The sequence below is a fragment of the Maribacter sp. HS genome, from assembly GCF_048059195.1.
In the GTDB taxonomy this organism is placed as follows: domain Bacteria; phylum Bacteroidota; class Bacteroidia; order Flavobacteriales; family Flavobacteriaceae; genus Maribacter; species Maribacter dokdonensis.
Genome location: NZ_JAYLVV010000002.1, coordinates 949,122 through 968,629, shown reverse-complemented (window position 1 = coordinate 968,629; position 19,508 = coordinate 949,122). Strand labels below are relative to the sequence as shown.

The window sequence follows — 19,508 nt, the reverse complement described above, 5'->3', positions numbered from 1 at the left end:
TTAGTTGTTGTCCAGTTCTTTTTTATTAAAAACACAATTTTCCATAGAAGCTTCATTACGTAAAATTGCCAAGGTATTTTTAACCGTCATTGTACACATTTTAGTATACGTTGTTTTGGTTAGGCTGCCTAAATGTGCCGTAATCAATACATTTTTTAATTGAAGTAATGGGTCATTTTCCACTGGTGGTTCATCTGCCAGAACATCGGCAGCGAAACCTGCTATGCTATTGCCTTGCAGGGCAGTGAACAACTCCTTTTGATCTATGATTCCTCCTCTGGCGGTATTGATCAACAACGCATTGGTTTTCATTAATGAAAAGGCAGCGGAATCAATTAGTTTTTCTGTTTTAGAGGTCAAAGGCAGGTGTAAGCTAATTGCGTCTGAAGTGGTTAAAAGGTGTTGAAATTCTACAAATGGGAAGGGTACATCTTCTTTTTTTGAGCTCCAATAAATGACATTCATGCCTAAGGCCTTGGCGATATGTGCTACTTTTTTTCCAATATTTCCCATACCGATAATCCCCAAAGTTTTGCCATGGGTTTCATCGCCAACATACGTTCCCCGGTCTCCCCAGCTATTTTCTTTGACCATGGTTACGGCATTGTACAAATTCCGCTGAAGCATTAATAGCAGGGCAATAGTGTGTTCTGCAATGGTGTCGGCATTGGAATTTGGGGCGTTCACTACTTTGATTCCTCGTTTGGTGGCACTTGATACATCAATGTTGTCCAAACCAACACCACAACGGGATATTACTTTTAAATTGGGCAACTGTTCCATGAACGAATCACGTACTTGACCCTTCCCTCGTGTAATGATGGCATCAATCACGTTGTTTTCTATTTGATGCTTCAGTGATGTTTCATCAAACCCTGTCAAAATATTGATGTCCGAAGCATTTTCCAACATACTCATAGCATCTTCGGCAACCGTTTCTAGTAAAAGAATATTTTTTCTATTCATCTGATTTATGGTAAAGCGTGGCGTCTTTGGATTTGTATCCACGGAAATCATTTCTGCCCGAGACATAAATTCCTTCTTTGAACAACTCGTCTTCAAAAATCTTTGGGTCTATATAATCACCGGGAACGGAAGAGAGCTCTACCAAATTCCCCGATGGGTCACGAACAAACATTTGTATGGCGCCGTCCGGTAGTTGACGTACATTGCCCCACGGTTTTATATCAATGGCACCGAGCTCTTTCATTCTAAAGAATAAGGTATTGATGTCATCTACCTGAACACAGATGTGACCTCTAAACGAATACGCATCTTCCCACTCGGTTAAATGTAATTGTTGCTCCTCGTTGAATTTAAAAAATGCCGTGGGATAATCAAATAAGAATGCGGGTATGGCTTCCAAACCGAGTTCTTCCTCGTAAAATTTACAAGCTTCTTCTAAATTGCTTACCACTAGTGCAACGTGATTAATATGTACTGCCTTTGCCATAGTTTATTGTTTAAAGTCTTTTACAAAATCCCAATTAGGGGTTAAACCGAGTCCGGGTTTGGTGGGTGCATTGAGCATACCTTCATTATCCACCGTAATTTGTTCCTCTACCAAATCATACATCATAGGGTTGCCGCCCAAGGAAAACTCTATTACATTGGCAGAAGGGGAAGCGAATGCCACCGAAAGTCCCGCCATAAATGAAAATGCTGATCCCCAACAATGCGGAGCCAATTCCAGTTGATAGGTATGTGCCAATTGTGAAACCCGCATGGCTTCTGTAATACCGCCAATTATGGCGCAATCTGGTTGTAACACATCCAATGCACGTTCGGCTATTAAATCGCGAACATCAAAAGCGGTGTACTCACTTTCACCAGCGGCAATGGGTATAAAGGTATTTGCGCGAACTTCCGCGGTACCTATTTTATTATCTGGACTAATAGGTTCTTCAAACCAATATAAGTTGCAGTCTTCTACCCCCTTTGTAAACTGCTTGGCTTCGGGTACGCTAAAAGTACCATGGGCATCGGTCATTAACTTTATGTGATCGGGCAAGGCTTCACGTGCTGCTTGAACTCTTTTTACACTTTCGGCAACGGTTTGATCCATAATACCAACACGCATTTTTACACCGCTAAACCCTTTTTGGGTATACCCCAACAGTTGTTCGCCAATAGCATCGGCTTTTGCCCAACCACCACTGGCGTATGCTGGCATTTTATCGCGACAGCTACCACCCAACAATTCTACCACAGGAGCTTTTAAAGCCTTTCCTTTAATGTCCCACAGTGCGGTGTCTATTCCGCTCATGGCAGAAATGGTCAATCCCCTTCTTCCTAAAATGGGAAATTTACGACCTCGTGATAGGGAATAATGATCTCGTGTGCCGTTGTATACGTGTTCCCAAATACGGGAGATATTTCGGGCATCCTTACCTATTAATTGTGGTTTTAGTTCGTTTTCTATGCAGCTGACAATTGAGGCACAAGACCCGGAAGAACCTACAGCTGCCTTTGCTTCGCCAAAACCTTGTAACCCAGTATCGGTCGTTACGACTACCAAGGTCATATCAAAATTTGTCAATAGACCATAATCTGAAAAATGTTGTTTTTCTTTGGGTATTGGGCAGCGTAACCAAAACGCTTCTATATTGGTGATTTTCATTTAATAAGCTCTTTTAGGGTGTCTATGGATTTTTTGGTCAGCATAGTGTAAAACTCATCGGTAACGGCTGAGCTACCGTGGTCTTCCAAGAATTTCTTTTGTTCTGCAGTGAGTCCCTCAGGATTTGTTTCTATGGAATTCGGATACGGATTGGCAGGTGTTCTATCTAACGGGGAACAAAATTCTACTGATAGCACCTTGTCATATTCAATCTCTTTTAACGTATTTATGATTTTAGTCCAGTTGAGGTGCCCCATGCCCGGTGCCATTCTATTATTATCGGCAACGTGAAAATTTACCAAACGCTTGCCTACTTTTTTAATGGTGTCAAATATATTGACCTCCTCTAAATTCATATGAAATGTATCTAGGCAAACACCGCAATTAGGGCCAACGGCTTCTGCAAGTGCCAATGCCTGTTCGCCCCTGTTGATAAAATAGGTCTCAAAACGGTTAATGGGCTCAATGCCTATTTGTAAACCGTGGTCTTCGGTATATTTATAAATTTCTTTAATGCCTTCTACCGCCCATTCCCATTCTTCTTCAGGTCTGGCATCGGGGACAATTTTGCCTACGGTTGCCGGCACTAAAGAAATGACTTTACCGCCCAATTCATATACCATTTTGGCAACATCTTTTACGTATTGTATAGACATTTTCCGTTGCGCGGGATCTTTAGCAAGTAAATTACGTTGTTCTAACATAAGTGTTACAGATCCCCAACATTTAATTCCGTAGAGGTCTAAAAGTAACTGAGCTTTTTTAATATCGTAATTCTCTGGGGTTCCTTGTATTTCTATATGCGTGTAATCTAATTTGTTGATCCTATTGAGTGTGTGTTCTAAAGTCTCGGCACGCATCCAATTATGTATGGCTAATTCCATGGCTAGGCAGATTTGTTTTGATTATCCTATAAATTCTATTTTTCTATGGGCACCATCGCAAAACGGTTTGTTTTCAGATGCGCCACAACGACAAAAACCTGTGGTACCTTCTTTAGTTACAATTTCACCTGAGGCCAATTGTATTTCTAGGTTTCCTTTAACTTTTAAAGGACCGTTGTTGGCTACAATAATAGTGGTGACGCATTGGTCATTTGATTTGTTTTCTTCCATTTTTAAGTTGTTGATTTTAGAATTTTTAAGTTAGGAAAAAAATGATTCTTTTAAGAAGATAATTGGAACTGGTTTGTAAAACAGTACTCTTTTAAGCCACAATAGCTTTTGAGAAGGTTTATGTTACTTTGTATTGTAGGGTGAGCCTATACATCAATGCTTTGTAAGGTATCTTAATCTGGTAAAATGTTCTCAAAACTTAGGGTGAACTTAGTGCCTTTGTTGATTTCGCTTTCGCATATTATTTTTCCACCATTCATTTCTGCAAAATCTTTTGTAATCAAAAGCCCAAAACCGGTACCGACTTCACCTTTGGTGCCTTTTTTGGTTTGGGGACAATGTTCGTTTTTTGAATTGAACCAATCTACTTGCATACCTGTTCCAAAATCTTCAACGATGATGTCAATTGTATCGGAGTTACATTTTGAAGAGAACATAATTTTTTGACCGTGTTCACTGAACTTTATAGCATTTGATAAAAGGTTACGTAGCATAACCTTTAACATATTCTGGTCTATGTAAATAACGGGACATAAAACCTCTTGTTCTATGGTTATGTTTTTATCAAGTGCAGCCCGTTCAAATTCCTTTATGATAGTAATGAAAATTGCATTTAAATCACATTGTTCTTTATGGACCTTAACGCCTTCTAGTTGTTTATAAGACCAGTCTAACAAAGTGTTGATCATTGATACCCTGTCATTGACATCACTTTTTAATTTGGATGTAATTTCCTTTAATGGACTATCTGATAATTTATTTTCTATCAATTCAATTAAGGTACTAACATTGTTGAGTGGCCCTCTTACATCATGCGTAAGCAAGGAGAATAGTTTGTTTTTTAATTTATTTACCGTTTCAAGTTCTTTATTTTGAATTTCAAGTTCCTTTTTGGCTAATTGTAATTGTTTGGTTTGTAAATCAACTTCGAATTCTAATCTATTATTGGCCTCTACCTGTATTCTCTTATTTTCATCTTGAATAGATTTGAATTTGAAACCCATTAATATGGAGAAAAGTATGATCTGTAAGGTTATTAAAATTGAAGTGATTAATAATATATAGTCAGTTTTGATATTGAAAAAATAACTTAACAACCAGGTAATTACGTATAAGATCGAGGCTAAAAGATAAGGTGTGTAGGAATAGAGGTAGTATTTATTGAATTTTTCTGCATGAAATAATTTAACTCCTGAGATGATATTTAATATCATGGTTGCCAATGCGGTAAAAGCGGCTAATAATTCTAGAAGTTTGCTAAAGGTATTGTAGCCAGCGATAATGATGTTAAGAATATGAATAATGGTTAAGGCAATTGTTGCTACAATTAGAAATTTATAGGTTTTGTTTAACCTTGGTGTCTTATACTGGTTTATGGTAAGATAATTCCTTGTAAAGATTAAAAACCCAAAGGTGGTAACCATAGCCGTGATCAACGATGTATTTTGAACTAGTAGAGAAAAGCTCTTATCTGCATCGAATAGCAATAAATAGAGCGTAAAATGTGCGGTTAAGCCTATTAAAATAACACAGTAGTAAAGTAATGCCTTATACCTTAGAATTATGTAAAGTAATATGTGATAGATAGCAAAAACACCAAATATTGCCGTAAAAATAAAAGTTTCAAAATATTGATAATCAATAACGTTCATAAGTGCAATAGGTGTATTAGGTGATACAAAAAGAAGTTTTCATTGTAACTTCTTGCCTATACTATTCCAGAACATATAGAATATAGGTTTTCAAAATGGTTGGTTTATTTATTTCTATGTTTAAAATAGATAAAAAAGCTAATTTAATTAAACAATGTTCATGTTTTAGTATTAAAAAGCATGTTAGTGATAGTTATTTAACAAAAATCTTTACTAGTCGTAATTTTATAGTTAGCTAAGATTTAAATTGTACTGTTTATATTTATATAATGACAGCGTTAGAACAGCAACTTAAAAATCCGGTGTGGTATTCCTTAAATGAAACACACAAAAAATTTGCGGTTAAGTATAAGGAAGTATTATTTTATGATCAAGAAGTGTGCACTTTTGGTGCATTTTTTGATGAAGATAGAACCACTGCCGCTTCAAACCAATACCTTAAAACTACTGATAGTTTTTTCTTTGTATCAGAAAATAATACTCCAAAAGTTGATAGTGCCAATGTTTTTTTGGAAAAGAAAATAGATGGTTGTCAAATGGTTCTGAATGAGTTGTCAGATGTTTCTATCACTGAGGAAATTGTTTTATTGGGAGATGAACATATCAATGAAATATATGATTTGGTTTGGTTGGTAATGCCCGGATATTACAGAAGAAGAACTTTTGAAATGGGTAATTACTACGGTATTTTTAAGGAAGGTAAATTGGTTTCAATAACAGGTCAACGAATGCAAACAGATCTTTTTATTGAGGTTAGTGCCGTTGTCACCCATCCGGATTTTACGAGACGAGGACTTGCAAAACAACTAATTGCACATACAACAAAGGAGATTCTAAAAGAGAATAAGAAGCCCATTCTTCACACCAATAAGGGTAACTCTGCAATACCTCTGTATGAAAAATTAGGATATACTTTAACTAGAGATATGAATTGGTGGTTATATCGTAGAAAATAATATAACTGCTCTGTGATTTTTAATTACTGTAAATCAATAATAAAAACGTTTATAAACGAATGTAAACGACAACAAACGATAGTAAACGTTTACATACCGAATAAAATTTCAATGCTGTTCTAGGTTTGCGGTGTTGGGCTATAGTAGCTTGATAGTATGAACTGTTAAACCATTAAATTTTAGTAAAATGAACGCATTAAAGAACAAAGTACAGTTGATTGGACATTTAGGGCAAGACCCAGAAATTGTAAACTTGGAAGGAGGTAACAAATTGGCAAAATTTTCCATTGCTACCACAGACAGTTACAAAAATGCAAACGGAGAAAAAGTAGACGATACCCAATGGCATAATATTGTAGCGTGGGGTAAGACTGCTGAAATCGTAGAGAATTATTTGATAAAAGGCAAACAGGTTGCCATAGAGGGAAAGTTAACCCATCGCTCTTATGAAACCAAAGAAGGTGATAAAAGATATATTACCGAAGTTAGATGTAATGAACTGTTGATGTTAGGAAAGTAATAATGAGTATCAGGTCTTTGGACTGTGCTAAAAACGGGTTGACACACATCTGAATATTAGGAGTTAATTATGTGTAAAGTTCACTTGGCACCATTAAATCGGCATTATAAATGTAGATGAATGCAAGTCTTAATACAGTCCAAAGACCTTTATGGTATTCAAACTTCTTATTTTTGCAAAACATGATGACACAAGAGCAAGAGTTACTTCCCTTATTAAAGAAATATTTTGGTTATGATTCCTTTAAACCGAATCAATTATCAATTATTGAAGATGCATTGCAACAAAAAGATGTATTGGCGATAATGCCAACAGGTGGTGGTAAATCCCTTTGCTATCAATTAACGGCTCTGGCACTTGAAGGAACCGCTATTGTGATTTCACCACTTATAGCGTTAATGAAAGATCAGGTAGATGTGCTTAAAGCTAACGGTATAGCTGCAGAGTACTACAACAGCTCCCAGTCTGTAGAAACACAACAAGAAATTTTAGGGAAGTTAGAGAGAGGAGAGTTGAAACTATTTTACGTTGCTCCTGAAAGTTTAGGCTTCTTTAATAACATTCTCGGGAACTTAAAAATAAGTCTTTTCGCAGTTGATGAGGCACATTGTATCTCTTCATGGGGACATGATTTTAGACCGGCTTATACTCAGCTCGGCGGATTGAAAAGAAGGTTTTCTAATATTCCTTTTATGGCTCTTACGGCAACTGCCGATAAAACTACACAAGATGACATTGTTGATCAATTAAGTATTCCGAACGCCAATCGCCATTTAGCTTCTTTTAATAGACCTAACCTGTATTTGGATGTAAAACCTGCCCAAGATAGAATAAAGCATATATTAGAATTTTTAGAGGAGCGTCCTTTTGAAAGCGGTATTATCTATTGCCTTAGCCGTAAAAGTACCGAGGCTATTGCAGAGAAATTGCGCAATGCGGGTTTTAAGGCCAAAGCTTACCATGCAGGTATGTCTTCAGAAGAGCGATCATTGGTGCAAGAAGAATTTATTACGGACAAAGTACCGATCATTGCTGCCACCATTGCATTTGGTATGGGTATAGACAAAAGTAATGTGCGTTGGGTCATACATTATAATTTACCTAAAAATATAGAAGGCTATTATCAAGAGATTGGTCGTGGTGGTAGGGACGGACTGCCAGCACATGCCTTGTTGTTCTATAGTTTTGCAGATGTAGCGCAATTACGAAGGTTTATAACCCAAGGTGAAAATTCAGATGTTGAATATGCTAAATTAGAGCGCATGCAACAGTTTGCCGAAGCCTTAAGTTGCCGTAGGATTGCATTGTTGAACTATTTTGGAGAACAAGTTACCCAAGGTTGTGGTAATTGTGATATATGTACCGCACCGCCTGCTTATTTTGATGCAACGGTATTGGCTCAAAAAGTATGTTCCGGAGTTGCCAGACTAAAGGAGCGTGAGCCTATGGGTATGGTGATTGATGTTTTAAGAGGGGCAAAAAACGCACAGGTATTAGAGAAGGGATATCAGCATATAAAAACCTATGGTGCCGTAACAGATGTTGCATGGTTAGATTTACAGCAGTATGTAATTCAAATGTTGAACCAAGGTATTTTGGAAATCAACTTTAGGGAAGGGGCTAGGATTGGGTTAACACCTTTGGCAAACGAAGTTTTGTTTTCCGGTAAAAAAATACAATTGGCCGTTTTACAAAAAGCCGTAGAAAAGAAAAAGGCACCATCCAAATCAAAAGTGAAGAAAACCGATTTATTCGAAAAACTACGATTGCTAAGGCAACAGATCGCAACAGAACAGAATGTACCTGCTTATGTAGTTTTCGGTGACGCCAGTTTAAAAGATATGGAAGCCAAGTTACCTAAGAACGAAACGGAATTTATGGAGGTATCCGGAGTAGGGCAGGCGAAATTGGAGAAGTATGCAGATGTGTTTTTGCAGGAAATTAAAAAGCATGTAGGCACTAAAAAATCTAAAAAGAAAACTCACAATCAAACTTTTGAATTGTTTTCTGACGGATTATCGGTTTCTGAGATAGCCACGCAAAGAAACCTATCTGAAAACACCATTTACGGACATTTAATGAAAAAACATGCCGAAGGTGAGGAGCTAGATTTAGATCAGTTTGTTGATGCTAAAGAAATAGCACAAATAGAAAAAGCCAAATCAGAATTAACCGATGCTACAGGGTTGAAAGATTATTTTGAATACTTTGAAGAAAAGGTGCCTTATTGGAAAATTAAGTTTGCGTTGTATATGTTAGATGCTTAGAAATTAACGGTCACACCCATAGTGCCTGGACCAAAATTTAAGTTCCAACTGACCAACTTCTTTTGGTCGTTGTACTTTTGGTCATATTTTTTGTCCAAATATCTGTCTATGGATTCTACTGTTGCAATACTTATGGCAAAAGCAAAGACCATATCGCTCAACCAATGTTGACCGTCCCAAACACGTGAAATACCAGGTATTGCTCCTAGGGTATAAATTCCTGCTTTTACCCATGGACTCTTAAATTGCTTACCTATGGCATATGCATTCGTAAATGCAAGTAGGGCATGTCCAGATGGAAAAGAATGGAAATTTCTGCTGGAGTTAAATGGATCAAAGGTATCCTTACCTAGATCGGCGAGCGGTCTTGCTCTGCCCACGACCGATTTTAAGACCTGCTGTAATAATCCGGCAGAGGTGGCTGAGGATATCAGTAGCACACCGGTTCTTCTTAGTTTTTCGTTCTTGGTTATTAATCCCACTGCATAAACACCAGAAGTTGCCATGTAGTTGTTTGACGGGCTACCATAAAATTCTCCGTAATCACGAATTACTTGCGGTACTCCTTCCCTGTTATTTCTAATAAACCTAGAGGTATCATCATCTGCTAAATATACCAAAGCTGTACCGCCAACGACCGCACCAAATTGAGCCCATTGATTTCCTTCCCAATGTAGAGGTCTTGTATAAGAATATCCCACACCTTGAAACATGGTGGCAATATCATACTTGAACATATTCCATCTTGTTTCAACAGAATCTTTACTGGTTTCTTGCGCACTTAATGAAATACATAAAATAAAGCCTAAAAGGATCAATAATTTTTTCATGGTGCAAATTTAATGGGTTGGTCGTTTAGAATATAGTGAAATTAGAACAATGTTTGATCCTATTACTATTGAAAAGACATTAAAAATATAGACGCTGTGCTATTCTAAATGTATTTGCATGGGCATTTACAATAATCTTGATATCTGGAGAATAACCACCACCCATGCTGCATTGCACGGGTATTTTTAGTCTATGGCAGGTGCTTAGAACGAACTCGTCCCGTTTTCTGCATCCTTCCAAAGTCAAACCTAAAGTTCCTAATTTGTCACTTTCAAGAATGTCTACCCCACATAGATAAAAGATAAAATCTGGTTGTATATTTTCAATTAGTTGAGGTAATTCTTTCTTTAAAATAGAAAGATAGGTCTCGTCGTTGGTTCCTTTAGGTAGGGCAATATCAAGGTCAGATTCTTCTTTTTTGAACGGGTAGTTACCGGCTCCATGCATGGAGAACGTAAAAACCGATTCATTATTTTGAAATATTTCTGCCGTTCCGTTGCCTTGGTGCACATCCAGATCAACAATGAGAATTTTTTTCGCCAGCCCTTTATTCAGTAAATATCTTGCGCCAATAGCCTGATCGTTCAGCATGCAAAAGGCTTCACCATGGTCGCTATAAGCATGGTGGGTGCCACCGGCAATATTCATGGCAATGCCATTTTTTAATGCATATTCACAGCCTTTTATGGTGCCATCGGCAATAATACGTTCTCGTTCTACCAGTTCTTCTGATAGCGGAAAACCTATTTTTCGTGCCATTTTTGGCGAAATCATAATGTTCAATAAATCATAGAAATACTCAGGATCGTGTACCGCTACAATATGCTTGTCATTTGGTATTTCTGGCTCAAAGAAATTAGCCTCGGTACATGTGCCTTCATGAATAAGTTGCTGTGGTAGCAGTTCATATTTTAGCATTGGAAACCGGTGCCCTTCTGGCAATGGATGTTTGTAAATAGGATGATAGGCTATTTTTAGCATTACATTTCTATTTGTGAAGCTTCAATTGAATTCGTTTTCTTGAAACATCAACATCTAATACCTTTACAATAATTTGTTGGTGTAAATGAACATGCTCGTTAACATCTTTAACGAAGCTGTCCGAAAGATTTGAAACATGGATCAATCCGCTTTCCTTAATACCTATATCCACAAAACACCCAAAGTTGGTAATGTTGTTGACAATACCTGGTAGTAATTGCCCACTGTGTAGATCGGTGATCGATTTAATAGTTTGGTCAAAGGTGAATACTTTTGCCTTTTCCCTGCGGTCCAGTCCGGGCTTTTCCAATTCTGAACGTATATCCTCCAGGGTAGGGAGTCCAACTTCAGCGGTGCAATATTTTTGTAGGTCTATGTCTTTAAGGAGCGTTTTGTTGCCAATCAAGGAAAGAATTTCGGTTCCTTTATCTTTTGCCATTTGTTTTACGATACCGTAACTCTCTGGGTGAACGGCAGAATCGTCAAGCGGATTTTCAGCATCTTTAATACGTAGAAATGCCGCCCCTTGTTCAAACGCTTTGCTACCTAAACGAGGAACATCCATAATATCTTTTCGGCTTTTAAAAGCTCCTTTTTCCTTTCTTTGGCTTACAATATTCTCCGCTAATTTAGGACCAATACCAGATACATAACTTAATAGTGGAACACTGGCAGTATTGATATTTACGCCGACGGAATTTACACAACTTTCAACTACCGTATCTAACGAAGTTTTTAGCTTGTTTTGGTCTACATCATGTTGGTATTGCCCTACACCAATAGATTTAGGGTCTATTTTTACCAGTTCCGCAAGTGGATCAGCCAAACGCCTACCAATAGAAACGGCGCCACGTACGGTAACATCGTAATCTGGAAACTCTTCTCGCGCAATTTTAGATGCGGAATAGATAGAGGCACCAGCTTCGCTCACTACAAAAACTTCAACGGGATTGTTGAATAGTACTTTCTTTACAACTTGTTCTGTTTCTCTTGATGCTGTGCCGTTGCCAATGGCAATAGCCTCAATTTTATAAGCATTTGCCAATGAGCTTAATTTTTTGATAGCTCCGCCAACATCGTTTTGTGGTGCATGTGGGTATATGGTTTCATTGTGTAGCAAATTACCTTGGGCATCTAAACAAACCACTTTGCAGCCCGTTCTAAAGCCGGGATCAATGGCAAGTATACGTTTTTCTCCCAAAGGAGCGCCCAATAATAATTGTCTAAGATTATTGGAAAATACAGCAATGGCATCATCGTCTGCTTTTTCCTTTGCCACTTTTAAAAGTTCGTTGGATAAAGAAGGAAACAATAATCTCTTATAGGCATCTGTCAAAGACATTTCAATTTGTTGGGCACAGGCATTATTTGTTTTTATAATTCTGTTTTCTATTCGGTCTAATAATCGTTCATCATCCAATTCAATTTTAACCCGAATGAATTTTTCCGATTCGGCGCGAAGTATGGCTAATAATCTGTGTGACGGACATTTGTTCAAAGGCTCGCTCCAATCAAAATAATCACGGAATTTCTGCGCCTTTTCATCATCTTTTTTTGTGCCAATCACTTTGGTGCTAATAATGGCAAATCTTGCTAATTGAGATCTGATAGACGCTCTAATATCTGTTCTTTCATTGATCCACTCAGAAATAATATGGCGCGCACCTTCTAAAGCATCATCTTCATTTTCAATAGTATTGCTAAGGTATTTAGATGCCGTAAACTCAATATCATCATTACGTTGCGCCATAATGATTTTTGCCAAAGGCTCTAGTCCGTTTTTACGGGCAACTTCGGCTTTTGTTTTTTTGCTTTTTTTGAAAGGTAAATAAAGATCTTCTAATTGGGTGAGATCTTCCGCGCGCTCAAATTTTTGTTGTAGTTCCGTTGTAAGTACGCCTTGCTCATCAACTGCCCTTATAATTGCTTTTTTACGTTTTTCAAGCGCTTCAAATTGTTCCTTGAATTGAACTATGGCTCCCACTTGGACTTCATCTAAATTGCCGGTTTTTTCTTTACGGTATCTTGATATAAAAGGGATGGTGCAATCGGCATTTAAAAGCTCAATGGTATTCTGTATTCCTTTTTCGGGCAGTTGGGTGTGTTTAAGTATAAAGGGCAGTAATTGCATGTAAAATCGTTTAGAACTTTTAAAAATACCCATTATTAGGTATTGAAATCAAGGTGTAGACCTATTTATCTAAAAACAAAAAGCTTTGGTGATTAACCAAAGCTTTTAATGATATATTCTGTTTGGTTTAATTAATGGTCAATCCATTACCAACTCCATCTTCATCTGGGTTAACGAACACTAATTTTCCATCGGCGTTTTCTGTCATCAAAATCATACCTTCGCTATCAACACCGCGCAGTGCTCTTGGTGCCAGATTGACTAAAACAGTTACCTTTTTACCAATTATTTCTTCTGGTTTAAAGCTTTCTGCAATACCGGAAACTATGGTTCTAACATCTAATCCGGTATCAACTTTAAGTACTAAAAGCTTTTTGGCCTTCGCCATTTTCTCAGCTTCGATAATGGTACCTACACGCATATCCAATTTAGAAAAATCATCAAAGGTAATCGTATCTTTTTGTGGCATTACTTGTTTGTTTTCGTTCTCGTTCGCTTTTTTGGTCGCTTCTAATTTATCTAACTGAGTTTGTATTTCAGCATCCTCAATTTTTCTAAAAAGTAATTCTCCTTTATTTATTTGATGTTCTGGCTGTAATGATGCTTCTTTATTAGAAATATCGTTCCAGTTAAGGTTGGCATCGGTATTTAAAATGTTTTTTAATTTGCTAGCAGTAAACGGTAAAAATGGCTCACTTAAAACAGCTAAACCTGCAGCTATTTGTAAAGCCACGTTCATAATTGTTTTTACGCGTTCTTCATCTACCTTAATGACCTTCCATGGTTCTTCATCGGCTAAATATTTATTCCCCAAACGGGCAAGGTTCATTAATTCTTGACCAGCTTCTCTAAAACGGTAACGCTCAATAGAAGTTGAAATGATTTCAGGGTATTTTGATAATTGCTCAAGTGTCTCTGCATCAACGTTGGTTAAACTACCTGTAGCTGGTATTTTGCCATCATAATATTTGTTGGTCAGTACAACTACCCTGTTAATGAAATTACCTAAAATGGCAACTAATTCATTGTTGTTGCGTGCTTGAAAATCTTTCCAGGTAAAATCATTATCCTTTGTTTCCGGTGCGTTTGCTGTAAGTGTATAACGTAGCGAATCTTGCATTTCTGGAAAATCAACTAAGTATTCATGCAACCAAACCGCCCAATTTTTAGATGTAGAAAGCTTGTTTCCTTCTAAGTTCAAGAACTCGTTTGCCGGTACATTTTCCGGTAAAATATAGCTTCCTTCTGCCTTTAGCATGGATGGGAAAATAATACAGTGAAAAACAATATTATCCTTACCTATAAAGTGCACCAATTTAGTGTCTTTATCTTTCCAATATGGTTCCCAGTCTTTGCCTTCACGAGCAGCCCATTCTTTGGTAGATGAAATATATCCGATCGGGGCATCAAACCATACGTATAATACTTTTCCTTCTCCGCCTTCAACAGGTACCGGTATACCCCAGTCTAAATCCCTGGTGACAGCTCTTGGCTCTAAGCCTCCATCGATCCAAGATTTGCATTGACCGTAAACATTTGGTTTCCAATCGTCCTTATGTCCTTTTAATATCCAATCTTTAAGAAAATCCTCATATCTGTCCAATGGTAAGAACCAGTGTTTTGTTTCCTTGGTGGTTGGTACTGTTCCGGTAATGGTCGACTTCGGATTTATTAAATCCGTCGCATTTAAACTTGACCCACAATTTTCACACTGATCACCGTATGCCTCTTCATTTCCACACTTTGGACACGTACCTATTACAAAACGATCAGCTAAAAATTGCTGGGCTTCCTCATCATATAATTGGGCTGTAGTTTCCTCTATGAAGTCTCCTTTCTTGTAGAGTGTCGTAAAGAAATCCGATGCTGTTTTGTGATGAACGGGAGCGGAGGTTCTAGAATAATTATCGAACGTAATACCAAAATCCATAAACGATTGCTTAATTATTGCGTGGTATTTGTCAATAATATCTTTTGGGGTAACGCCTTCTTTTTTAGCTTTCATTGAAATGGCAACACCATGTTCATCGCTACCGCAAACAAAGGCGACATCTTTACCTATTGATCTTAAGTAACGGGCGTAAATATCTGCAGGCACATAAACACCGGCCAAATGACCAATATGAATTGGACCATTTGTGTAAGGTAGTGCTGCAGTAATCGTATATCTAGAGGGTGATTTAATATCGGACATCAAAATAAATTAAGCCACAAAAATACTGAATTTGCTGGGAGAATTACTAATATCCGAGCAATTGAAGTTATCGTCCTAATGAAACTATAGTCAATATAGGATTGGTAAGTGAAGTAAATATTAGGGAGGTTACTGAAAAATATACTAAAACGAATAAAAAAAAGTTCTATTGTAAGAAAAAACTTATTTTTTAACTAAAATATATAAGCTATGGCAGTTGGTGATTCAAAAAAACTAAAGCTAGATAAAAGTTTAGAAAAGTTAGATATAGAAGGAAAGAGCGTTGAGAAAAACATTAAGAATGTGGCTTTGGTTCACAAGAACAAAAACCATAGGGTTATTAAAGAATTAAGATTTGAATCTAAGATGAACAATTCTAAACTTACATAAAAAAAGCCCTATTTACATGTTGCAAATAGGGCTTTTTCATTTGTGGGAAACAAACTAGGCTACCATAACAGATTTACTCATCTTTTGATTCTGTACATTGATTCTATAGATGTATTTACCTGTAGATAACTGTTCGGGCATGCGCTCTCGTATATTTATTTCTGTAGAACCTTCTAACATCATTTCGTTGAAAACGGTGCCTACTTTCTGTCCTAAAATATTATAAAGTTGAATATCTACGTGTGCAGAAAATGGCATTTCTAGGTAGATATGTGGTGTCTGATCCGTTGGGTAGAATGGTTTATGTACCACAGCATTCAATAAGTCTGGAGTTATAGGTGTTTCGGCCTCTTCCCCTGGCGGTACCGGTGGTGTAACTTCACCATCACTGTAAGCTATATCTGGAAATGGTTCTCCACTACAACTAAAACCTAAATCTACCGGAACATAGGGTTTGTAATTCAATAAATGTGCCTCTACCAATGGAATGTCAACGCATAGCCACTCTGCTAATACCGTGGCGTACAGATCTCTAAAATCCATTGTATATTCTAAATTACCTCTTCCGTCCGGGTCATCTAAAGTGGGATGGTCACCTACAAAAGCACTACCGTTTAAGCCTGATCCAAAGAACAATGTTGGTGTGGCCTTACCGTGGTCGGTACCATTAGAACCATTCTCGAAAATACGTCTACCAAATTCAGAAAAAGTCATGCTCAATACTTTATCATCTTGTTGAGTAAATGCAATATCTTCATAGAAGTTATTTACGGCTACAGATAAGTTGGTCATTAAACGTGCATGTGCCTGTGGTTGATTGCCATGGGTATCAAATCCTCCCATAGAAATCATATAAACCTTAGTACCCAGATTACCTTTGATCAATCTTGCTATAAGAGCCAGTTGGCGGGCAAAACTATTATCTTGATATTCAACTTGGTTTTGTCCACGTGTGTAAGCGTCGTGAATAATTCCTGAATATTCATAGGTTGTATTGGCAACACCTCTTAAGAACTTTAATTGATCACCGTACATACAATTGTTGAACAAAGTATCTTCTAGACCATAAACTACACCAGATTCGGCTATTTCTTCTAATTGATCCACATTTGAGGTGACAAAGGCATAATTGGTTTCGTCCCCTTGAAAGACCAAACTACCGAATTGTCCAATTTGAATGGCAGCAGGTGCTGCTGGCGGATTTACTAAATAATCTGGGTAAATACTTTCAAAGTGCCTGCCCATCCAACCAGTATTTAGTCCACTAAAACCCGTAGTTTCTATGTCTGTATTGGCAAAAATATCTGAACCTGTAAAGTGTGATAAACTTTGACCTTCATATCCTACACCATGAACAGCTTTAAACTGACCTTGATCCCACATTGGGGCAATGGAATTCATATAGGAAGGAACACCAAATTCATCGGTCAATTTAAGTACTTTACTTTCTGGTATATATATGTTGGGTCTTGCATTTGCGTAACTATCATATTGTTCAATGGGAATAACGGTGCTTAGCCCGTCATTGCCACCAGATAAGCGAATGAGTATAAGAATATTATCTGTTTCTGCTGCTGATATACCTGCAGACAATGCAGAAGGGGCAGAAGCTGATAGCATGTTGGAACCTAACATCATTGAGCCTGATCCCGCAATGCCCATTGCTTGTAAAAAAGAGCGTCTGCTCCATGTTTTATGTTCTTCATCATGACCTTCGTGATGTAGGCCTTTAAATGGGGTATGGTGTGTATTGCACATAGGTGTAGGTGTTATTTTAATTGAAACTCAGGTTGTCTCGCTAAATATTGAAAAAGTAGATATACTTGAAAAGGTGCTTGTGGCCAAGTGGCCAAGGTCCAAGATTCTTGGTTGCCACCTTCATAATACACATCTTCAACATCACTCCTGAAAATTGTAAACGCTTTGGCATATTCATCTTCATTTAAAAGTCCTTTGGAGAGAATAAAATCGATTATTAGCCTTGCAACTTCATCTGGGTTAGAACTGGTTAAGCCTGCATTACCGGATATTTCTAAACCAAAAGACCTAAATTGTTCATTATCGGCCATGTAGAAATTCTCTAAAATACTCTCTATGGTAAGCCATCTCCCGATCATAAAATTAGTGTTGATCCAAGATCGGTCTCTTTGCCAACCGGCAACATCAAATGGTTCAAAAATCTCTTGACTTAGCAATGCGCTATAATTTACCATTTCGGCTACATTGGTATCGGTATAAGCAAAACCAGATTCGTTGAGCGTGTTAAAATAGAAATCTACAGGGCTCTTTATAATAACCCCAATAGCTTCATCATCAAAAAAATGTTGACTCTTGAATAAAAGTCTTAGAACCGGTGCTAATTCAAAATCATTGGAGACTAAAGTAGCTGCCATGCCATCGATTATAACTTGTGCGTTATTGGCATCATCCCTAGAGTCTGGGTGAACAAAGAATTCGTATAGTTTTCTACAAATAAATTCGGCTATTTCAGGAGCCCTTTGCTCAAAAAGAATATTGATGACATCATCATAGCCCCAATTACCTGTTTGGCCCAAAATGGTTTTACTACCGGCATCGTGCTTGGTAGCATCAAAGGCTACTGGAGAACAACCAATTTCACCACGTTCTACATAACCGCTCAAAGCCTTGGCAGTTTCAATAATATCTTCTTCCGTATAAGCGTTGCCCTCACCTAAAGTAAAGAGCTCATACAACTCCCTTGCATAATTCTCATTGGGGTTGTTACCATTGTTATATACACCATCTAGGTAATACAACATGGCATTTGTAAGCCCTATTTCTCTGGTAAAGGTTCTAAAATTACCTATTGAGTTTCTTTGTAAACATTCTATATATTCATATAAATAGGAGTTGCAGTTATACACCTCTAATTCCGTAACAAAATGGTTACTCCAAAAAAAGCTTAACCTATCTCTTAAATTATTGTTCAACAAGCTATTGGCATATGCTAGCTGAAACTCGTTCTTTTGTTCTCTCTTTAATTGATTGCTAGCGTCACTATCTTCAGGATAATTAGCATTGGTCCATGTTGCCCAGGTAGGAGCAGTTATTGTGGGCATACTCAACGCTTCATCAATCAACTGATCAACCAAGGTGCCGGCATTTTGTCCCGTGGCTTGGTCTATAGTGGCGACAGAGGCGCTAAACCCTAATCGTCTATATAAATGAGATGCTCTAAGCTGGTCTAAATTAGCTGTATACGGAGCAAGAGTAGAAGTATTACAATTAATGAAATATTCCATAGTCTTAAAATAGGCATTTGTATTACGTTCGTAGAGTTGGGGCTTCTATGCTAAACGTTTCGAAATTTGGTATAGTATTTAAAACTATCTATTTTCGATAATCTGGAATCAAATAACGAGAATTATCCTTATAATGGCGTCAAAATTCCTATATTTTCGATGAATTGCACAATTTGAGCACTACTACATGGGAAAACATAACGAATTTGGAAAGGAAGGAGAACAATTAGCGGTAGACTTCCTTATAAAGAATGGGTATGTCATTTGCTACAAAAATTATAGGTACTTAAAGGCGGAAATAGACATTATCGCTAGAAAGGATGATGTGCTGGCCATTGTTGAAGTCCGATCAAGAAGCTCAGATTTTCTAGAGAATATTGCTGAAACGGTTACACCGAAAAAAATAAAACTATTGGTCATGGCAGCTGACCATTATGTTAACGAGAATAATATGGATGTTGAGGTTCGATTTGATATTATTACCATCCTTAAAAATACCAAACAATTTCAACTTGAACATATAGAATCTGCATTCTTTCATTTTTGAATAATCTACTTAATTAGTAGATTTATATAAAAACATTTTGT

At 37.3% G+C, this 19,508-nt stretch carries 17 protein-coding genes; 5 read left to right on the top strand and 12 right to left on the bottom strand.

Features of this window, described 5'->3' with window-relative positions; translation table 11 throughout:
- The 6 genes from VBZ51_RS04240 to VBZ51_RS04215 form a co-directional block, all read right to left on the bottom strand.
- Positions 1-966 (bottom strand): 2-hydroxyacid dehydrogenase, encoded by a 966-nt coding sequence (locus VBZ51_RS04240; RefSeq protein ID WP_416576155.1) that lies wholly within the window; start codon positions 964-966, stop codon positions 1-3.
- The gene (locus VBZ51_RS04235; RefSeq protein ID WP_099190165.1) at positions 959-1,453 is read right to left on the bottom strand and encodes a VOC family protein; all 495 of its coding nucleotides are present in this window, start codon (positions 1,451-1,453) and stop codon (positions 959-961) included. The genes VBZ51_RS04240 and VBZ51_RS04235 overlap by 8 nt, the downstream gene beginning before the upstream one ends.
- Positions 1,454-1,456: 3 nt before the next feature.
- The gene (locus tag VBZ51_RS04230) at positions 1,457-2,620 is read right to left on the bottom strand and encodes a mandelate racemase/muconate lactonizing enzyme family protein (protein ID WP_071341067.1); all 1,164 of its coding nucleotides are present in this window, start codon (positions 2,618-2,620) and stop codon (positions 1,457-1,459) included.
- Positions 2,617-3,504 (bottom strand): sugar phosphate isomerase/epimerase family protein, encoded by an 888-nt coding sequence (locus tag VBZ51_RS04225; RefSeq protein WP_416576154.1) that lies wholly within the window; start codon positions 3,502-3,504, stop codon positions 2,617-2,619. The genes VBZ51_RS04230 and VBZ51_RS04225 overlap by 4 nt, the downstream gene beginning before the upstream one ends.
- Before the next feature lie 21 nt (positions 3,505-3,525).
- The gene (locus VBZ51_RS04220; protein ID WP_058104158.1) at positions 3,526-3,735 is read right to left on the bottom strand and encodes a CDGSH iron-sulfur domain-containing protein; all 210 of its coding nucleotides are present in this window, start codon (positions 3,733-3,735) and stop codon (positions 3,526-3,528) included.
- Positions 3,736-3,908: 173 nt separating this feature from the next.
- Complete coding sequence (locus tag VBZ51_RS04215) at positions 3,909-5,387, bottom strand: ATP-binding protein (protein WP_416576153.1); 1,479 nt, start codon at positions 5,385-5,387, stop codon at positions 3,909-3,911.
- A gap of 269 nt (positions 5,388-5,656) precedes the next feature.
- Here VBZ51_RS04215 and VBZ51_RS04210 point away from each other — a divergent pair, with 269 nt between their 5' ends.
- From VBZ51_RS04210 to recQ, 3 genes are all read left to right on the top strand, one after another.
- Entirely contained in the window at positions 5,657-6,343 is a 687-nt protein-coding gene (locus tag VBZ51_RS04210; protein ID WP_416576152.1) for a GNAT family N-acetyltransferase, read from the top strand.
- 187 nt (positions 6,344-6,530) lie between these two features.
- Complete coding sequence (locus VBZ51_RS04205) at positions 6,531-6,863, top strand: single-stranded DNA-binding protein (RefSeq protein ID WP_058104152.1); 333 nt, start codon at positions 6,531-6,533, stop codon at positions 6,861-6,863.
- Between the two features lie 182 nt (positions 6,864-7,045).
- Positions 7,046-9,130, top strand: a complete 2,085-nt coding sequence (recQ, locus tag VBZ51_RS04200) for a DNA helicase RecQ (protein ID WP_416576151.1) — start codon at positions 7,046-7,048, stop codon at positions 9,128-9,130.
- On the opposite strand, the gene VBZ51_RS04195 is transcribed toward recQ, so the two are convergent.
- The 4 genes from VBZ51_RS04195 to metG form a co-directional block, all read right to left on the bottom strand.
- Entirely contained in the window at positions 9,127-9,960 is an 834-nt protein-coding gene (locus VBZ51_RS04195; RefSeq protein ID WP_210708509.1) for a phosphatase PAP2 family protein, read from the bottom strand. The two genes, recQ and VBZ51_RS04195, sit on opposite strands and share 4 nt — an antisense overlap.
- Positions 9,961-10,039: 79 nt before the next feature.
- A complete protein-coding gene (locus VBZ51_RS04190; protein ID WP_416576150.1) occupies positions 10,040-10,942 on the bottom strand; it encodes a histone deacetylase in 903 nt (300 codons plus the stop codon).
- 7 nt (positions 10,943-10,949) lie between these two features.
- A complete protein-coding gene (locus VBZ51_RS04185) occupies positions 10,950-13,073 on the bottom strand; it encodes a Tex family protein (RefSeq protein WP_416576149.1) in 2,124 nt (707 codons plus the stop codon).
- Positions 13,074-13,200: 127 nt separating this feature from the next.
- A complete protein-coding gene (metG, locus tag VBZ51_RS04180) occupies positions 13,201-15,267 on the bottom strand; it encodes a methionine--tRNA ligase (RefSeq protein WP_416576148.1) in 2,067 nt (688 codons plus the stop codon).
- Between the two features lie 210 nt (positions 15,268-15,477).
- On the opposite strand from metG, the gene VBZ51_RS04175 reads away from it, so the two are divergent.
- Positions 15,478-15,657 (top strand): hypothetical protein, encoded by a 180-nt coding sequence (locus VBZ51_RS04175; protein ID WP_074671451.1) that lies wholly within the window; start codon positions 15,478-15,480, stop codon positions 15,655-15,657.
- A 54-nt stretch (positions 15,658-15,711) separates the two neighbouring features.
- On the opposite strand, the gene VBZ51_RS04170 is transcribed toward VBZ51_RS04175, so the two are convergent.
- Both VBZ51_RS04170 and VBZ51_RS04165 read right to left on the bottom strand, forming a co-directional pair.
- Positions 15,712-17,415 carry a DUF1501 domain-containing protein gene (locus tag VBZ51_RS04170; RefSeq protein ID WP_071341079.1) on the bottom strand — a complete coding sequence of 568 codons (1,704 nt, stop codon included), beginning with the start codon at positions 17,413-17,415 and terminating at the stop codon, positions 15,712-15,714.
- An 11-nt stretch (positions 17,416-17,426) separates the two neighbouring features.
- Positions 17,427-18,920, bottom strand: coding sequence for a DUF1800 domain-containing protein (locus tag VBZ51_RS04165; protein WP_210708506.1), 1,494 nt, complete (start codon positions 18,918-18,920; stop codon positions 17,427-17,429).
- Positions 18,921-19,107: 187 nt separating this feature from the next.
- Here VBZ51_RS04165 and VBZ51_RS04160 point away from each other — a divergent pair, with 187 nt between their 5' ends.
- Positions 19,108-19,467 carry a YraN family protein gene (locus tag VBZ51_RS04160; protein ID WP_286813211.1) on the top strand — a complete coding sequence of 120 codons (360 nt, stop codon included), beginning with the start codon at positions 19,108-19,110 and terminating at the stop codon, positions 19,465-19,467.
- Positions 19,468-19,508: the final 41 nt, after the last annotated feature.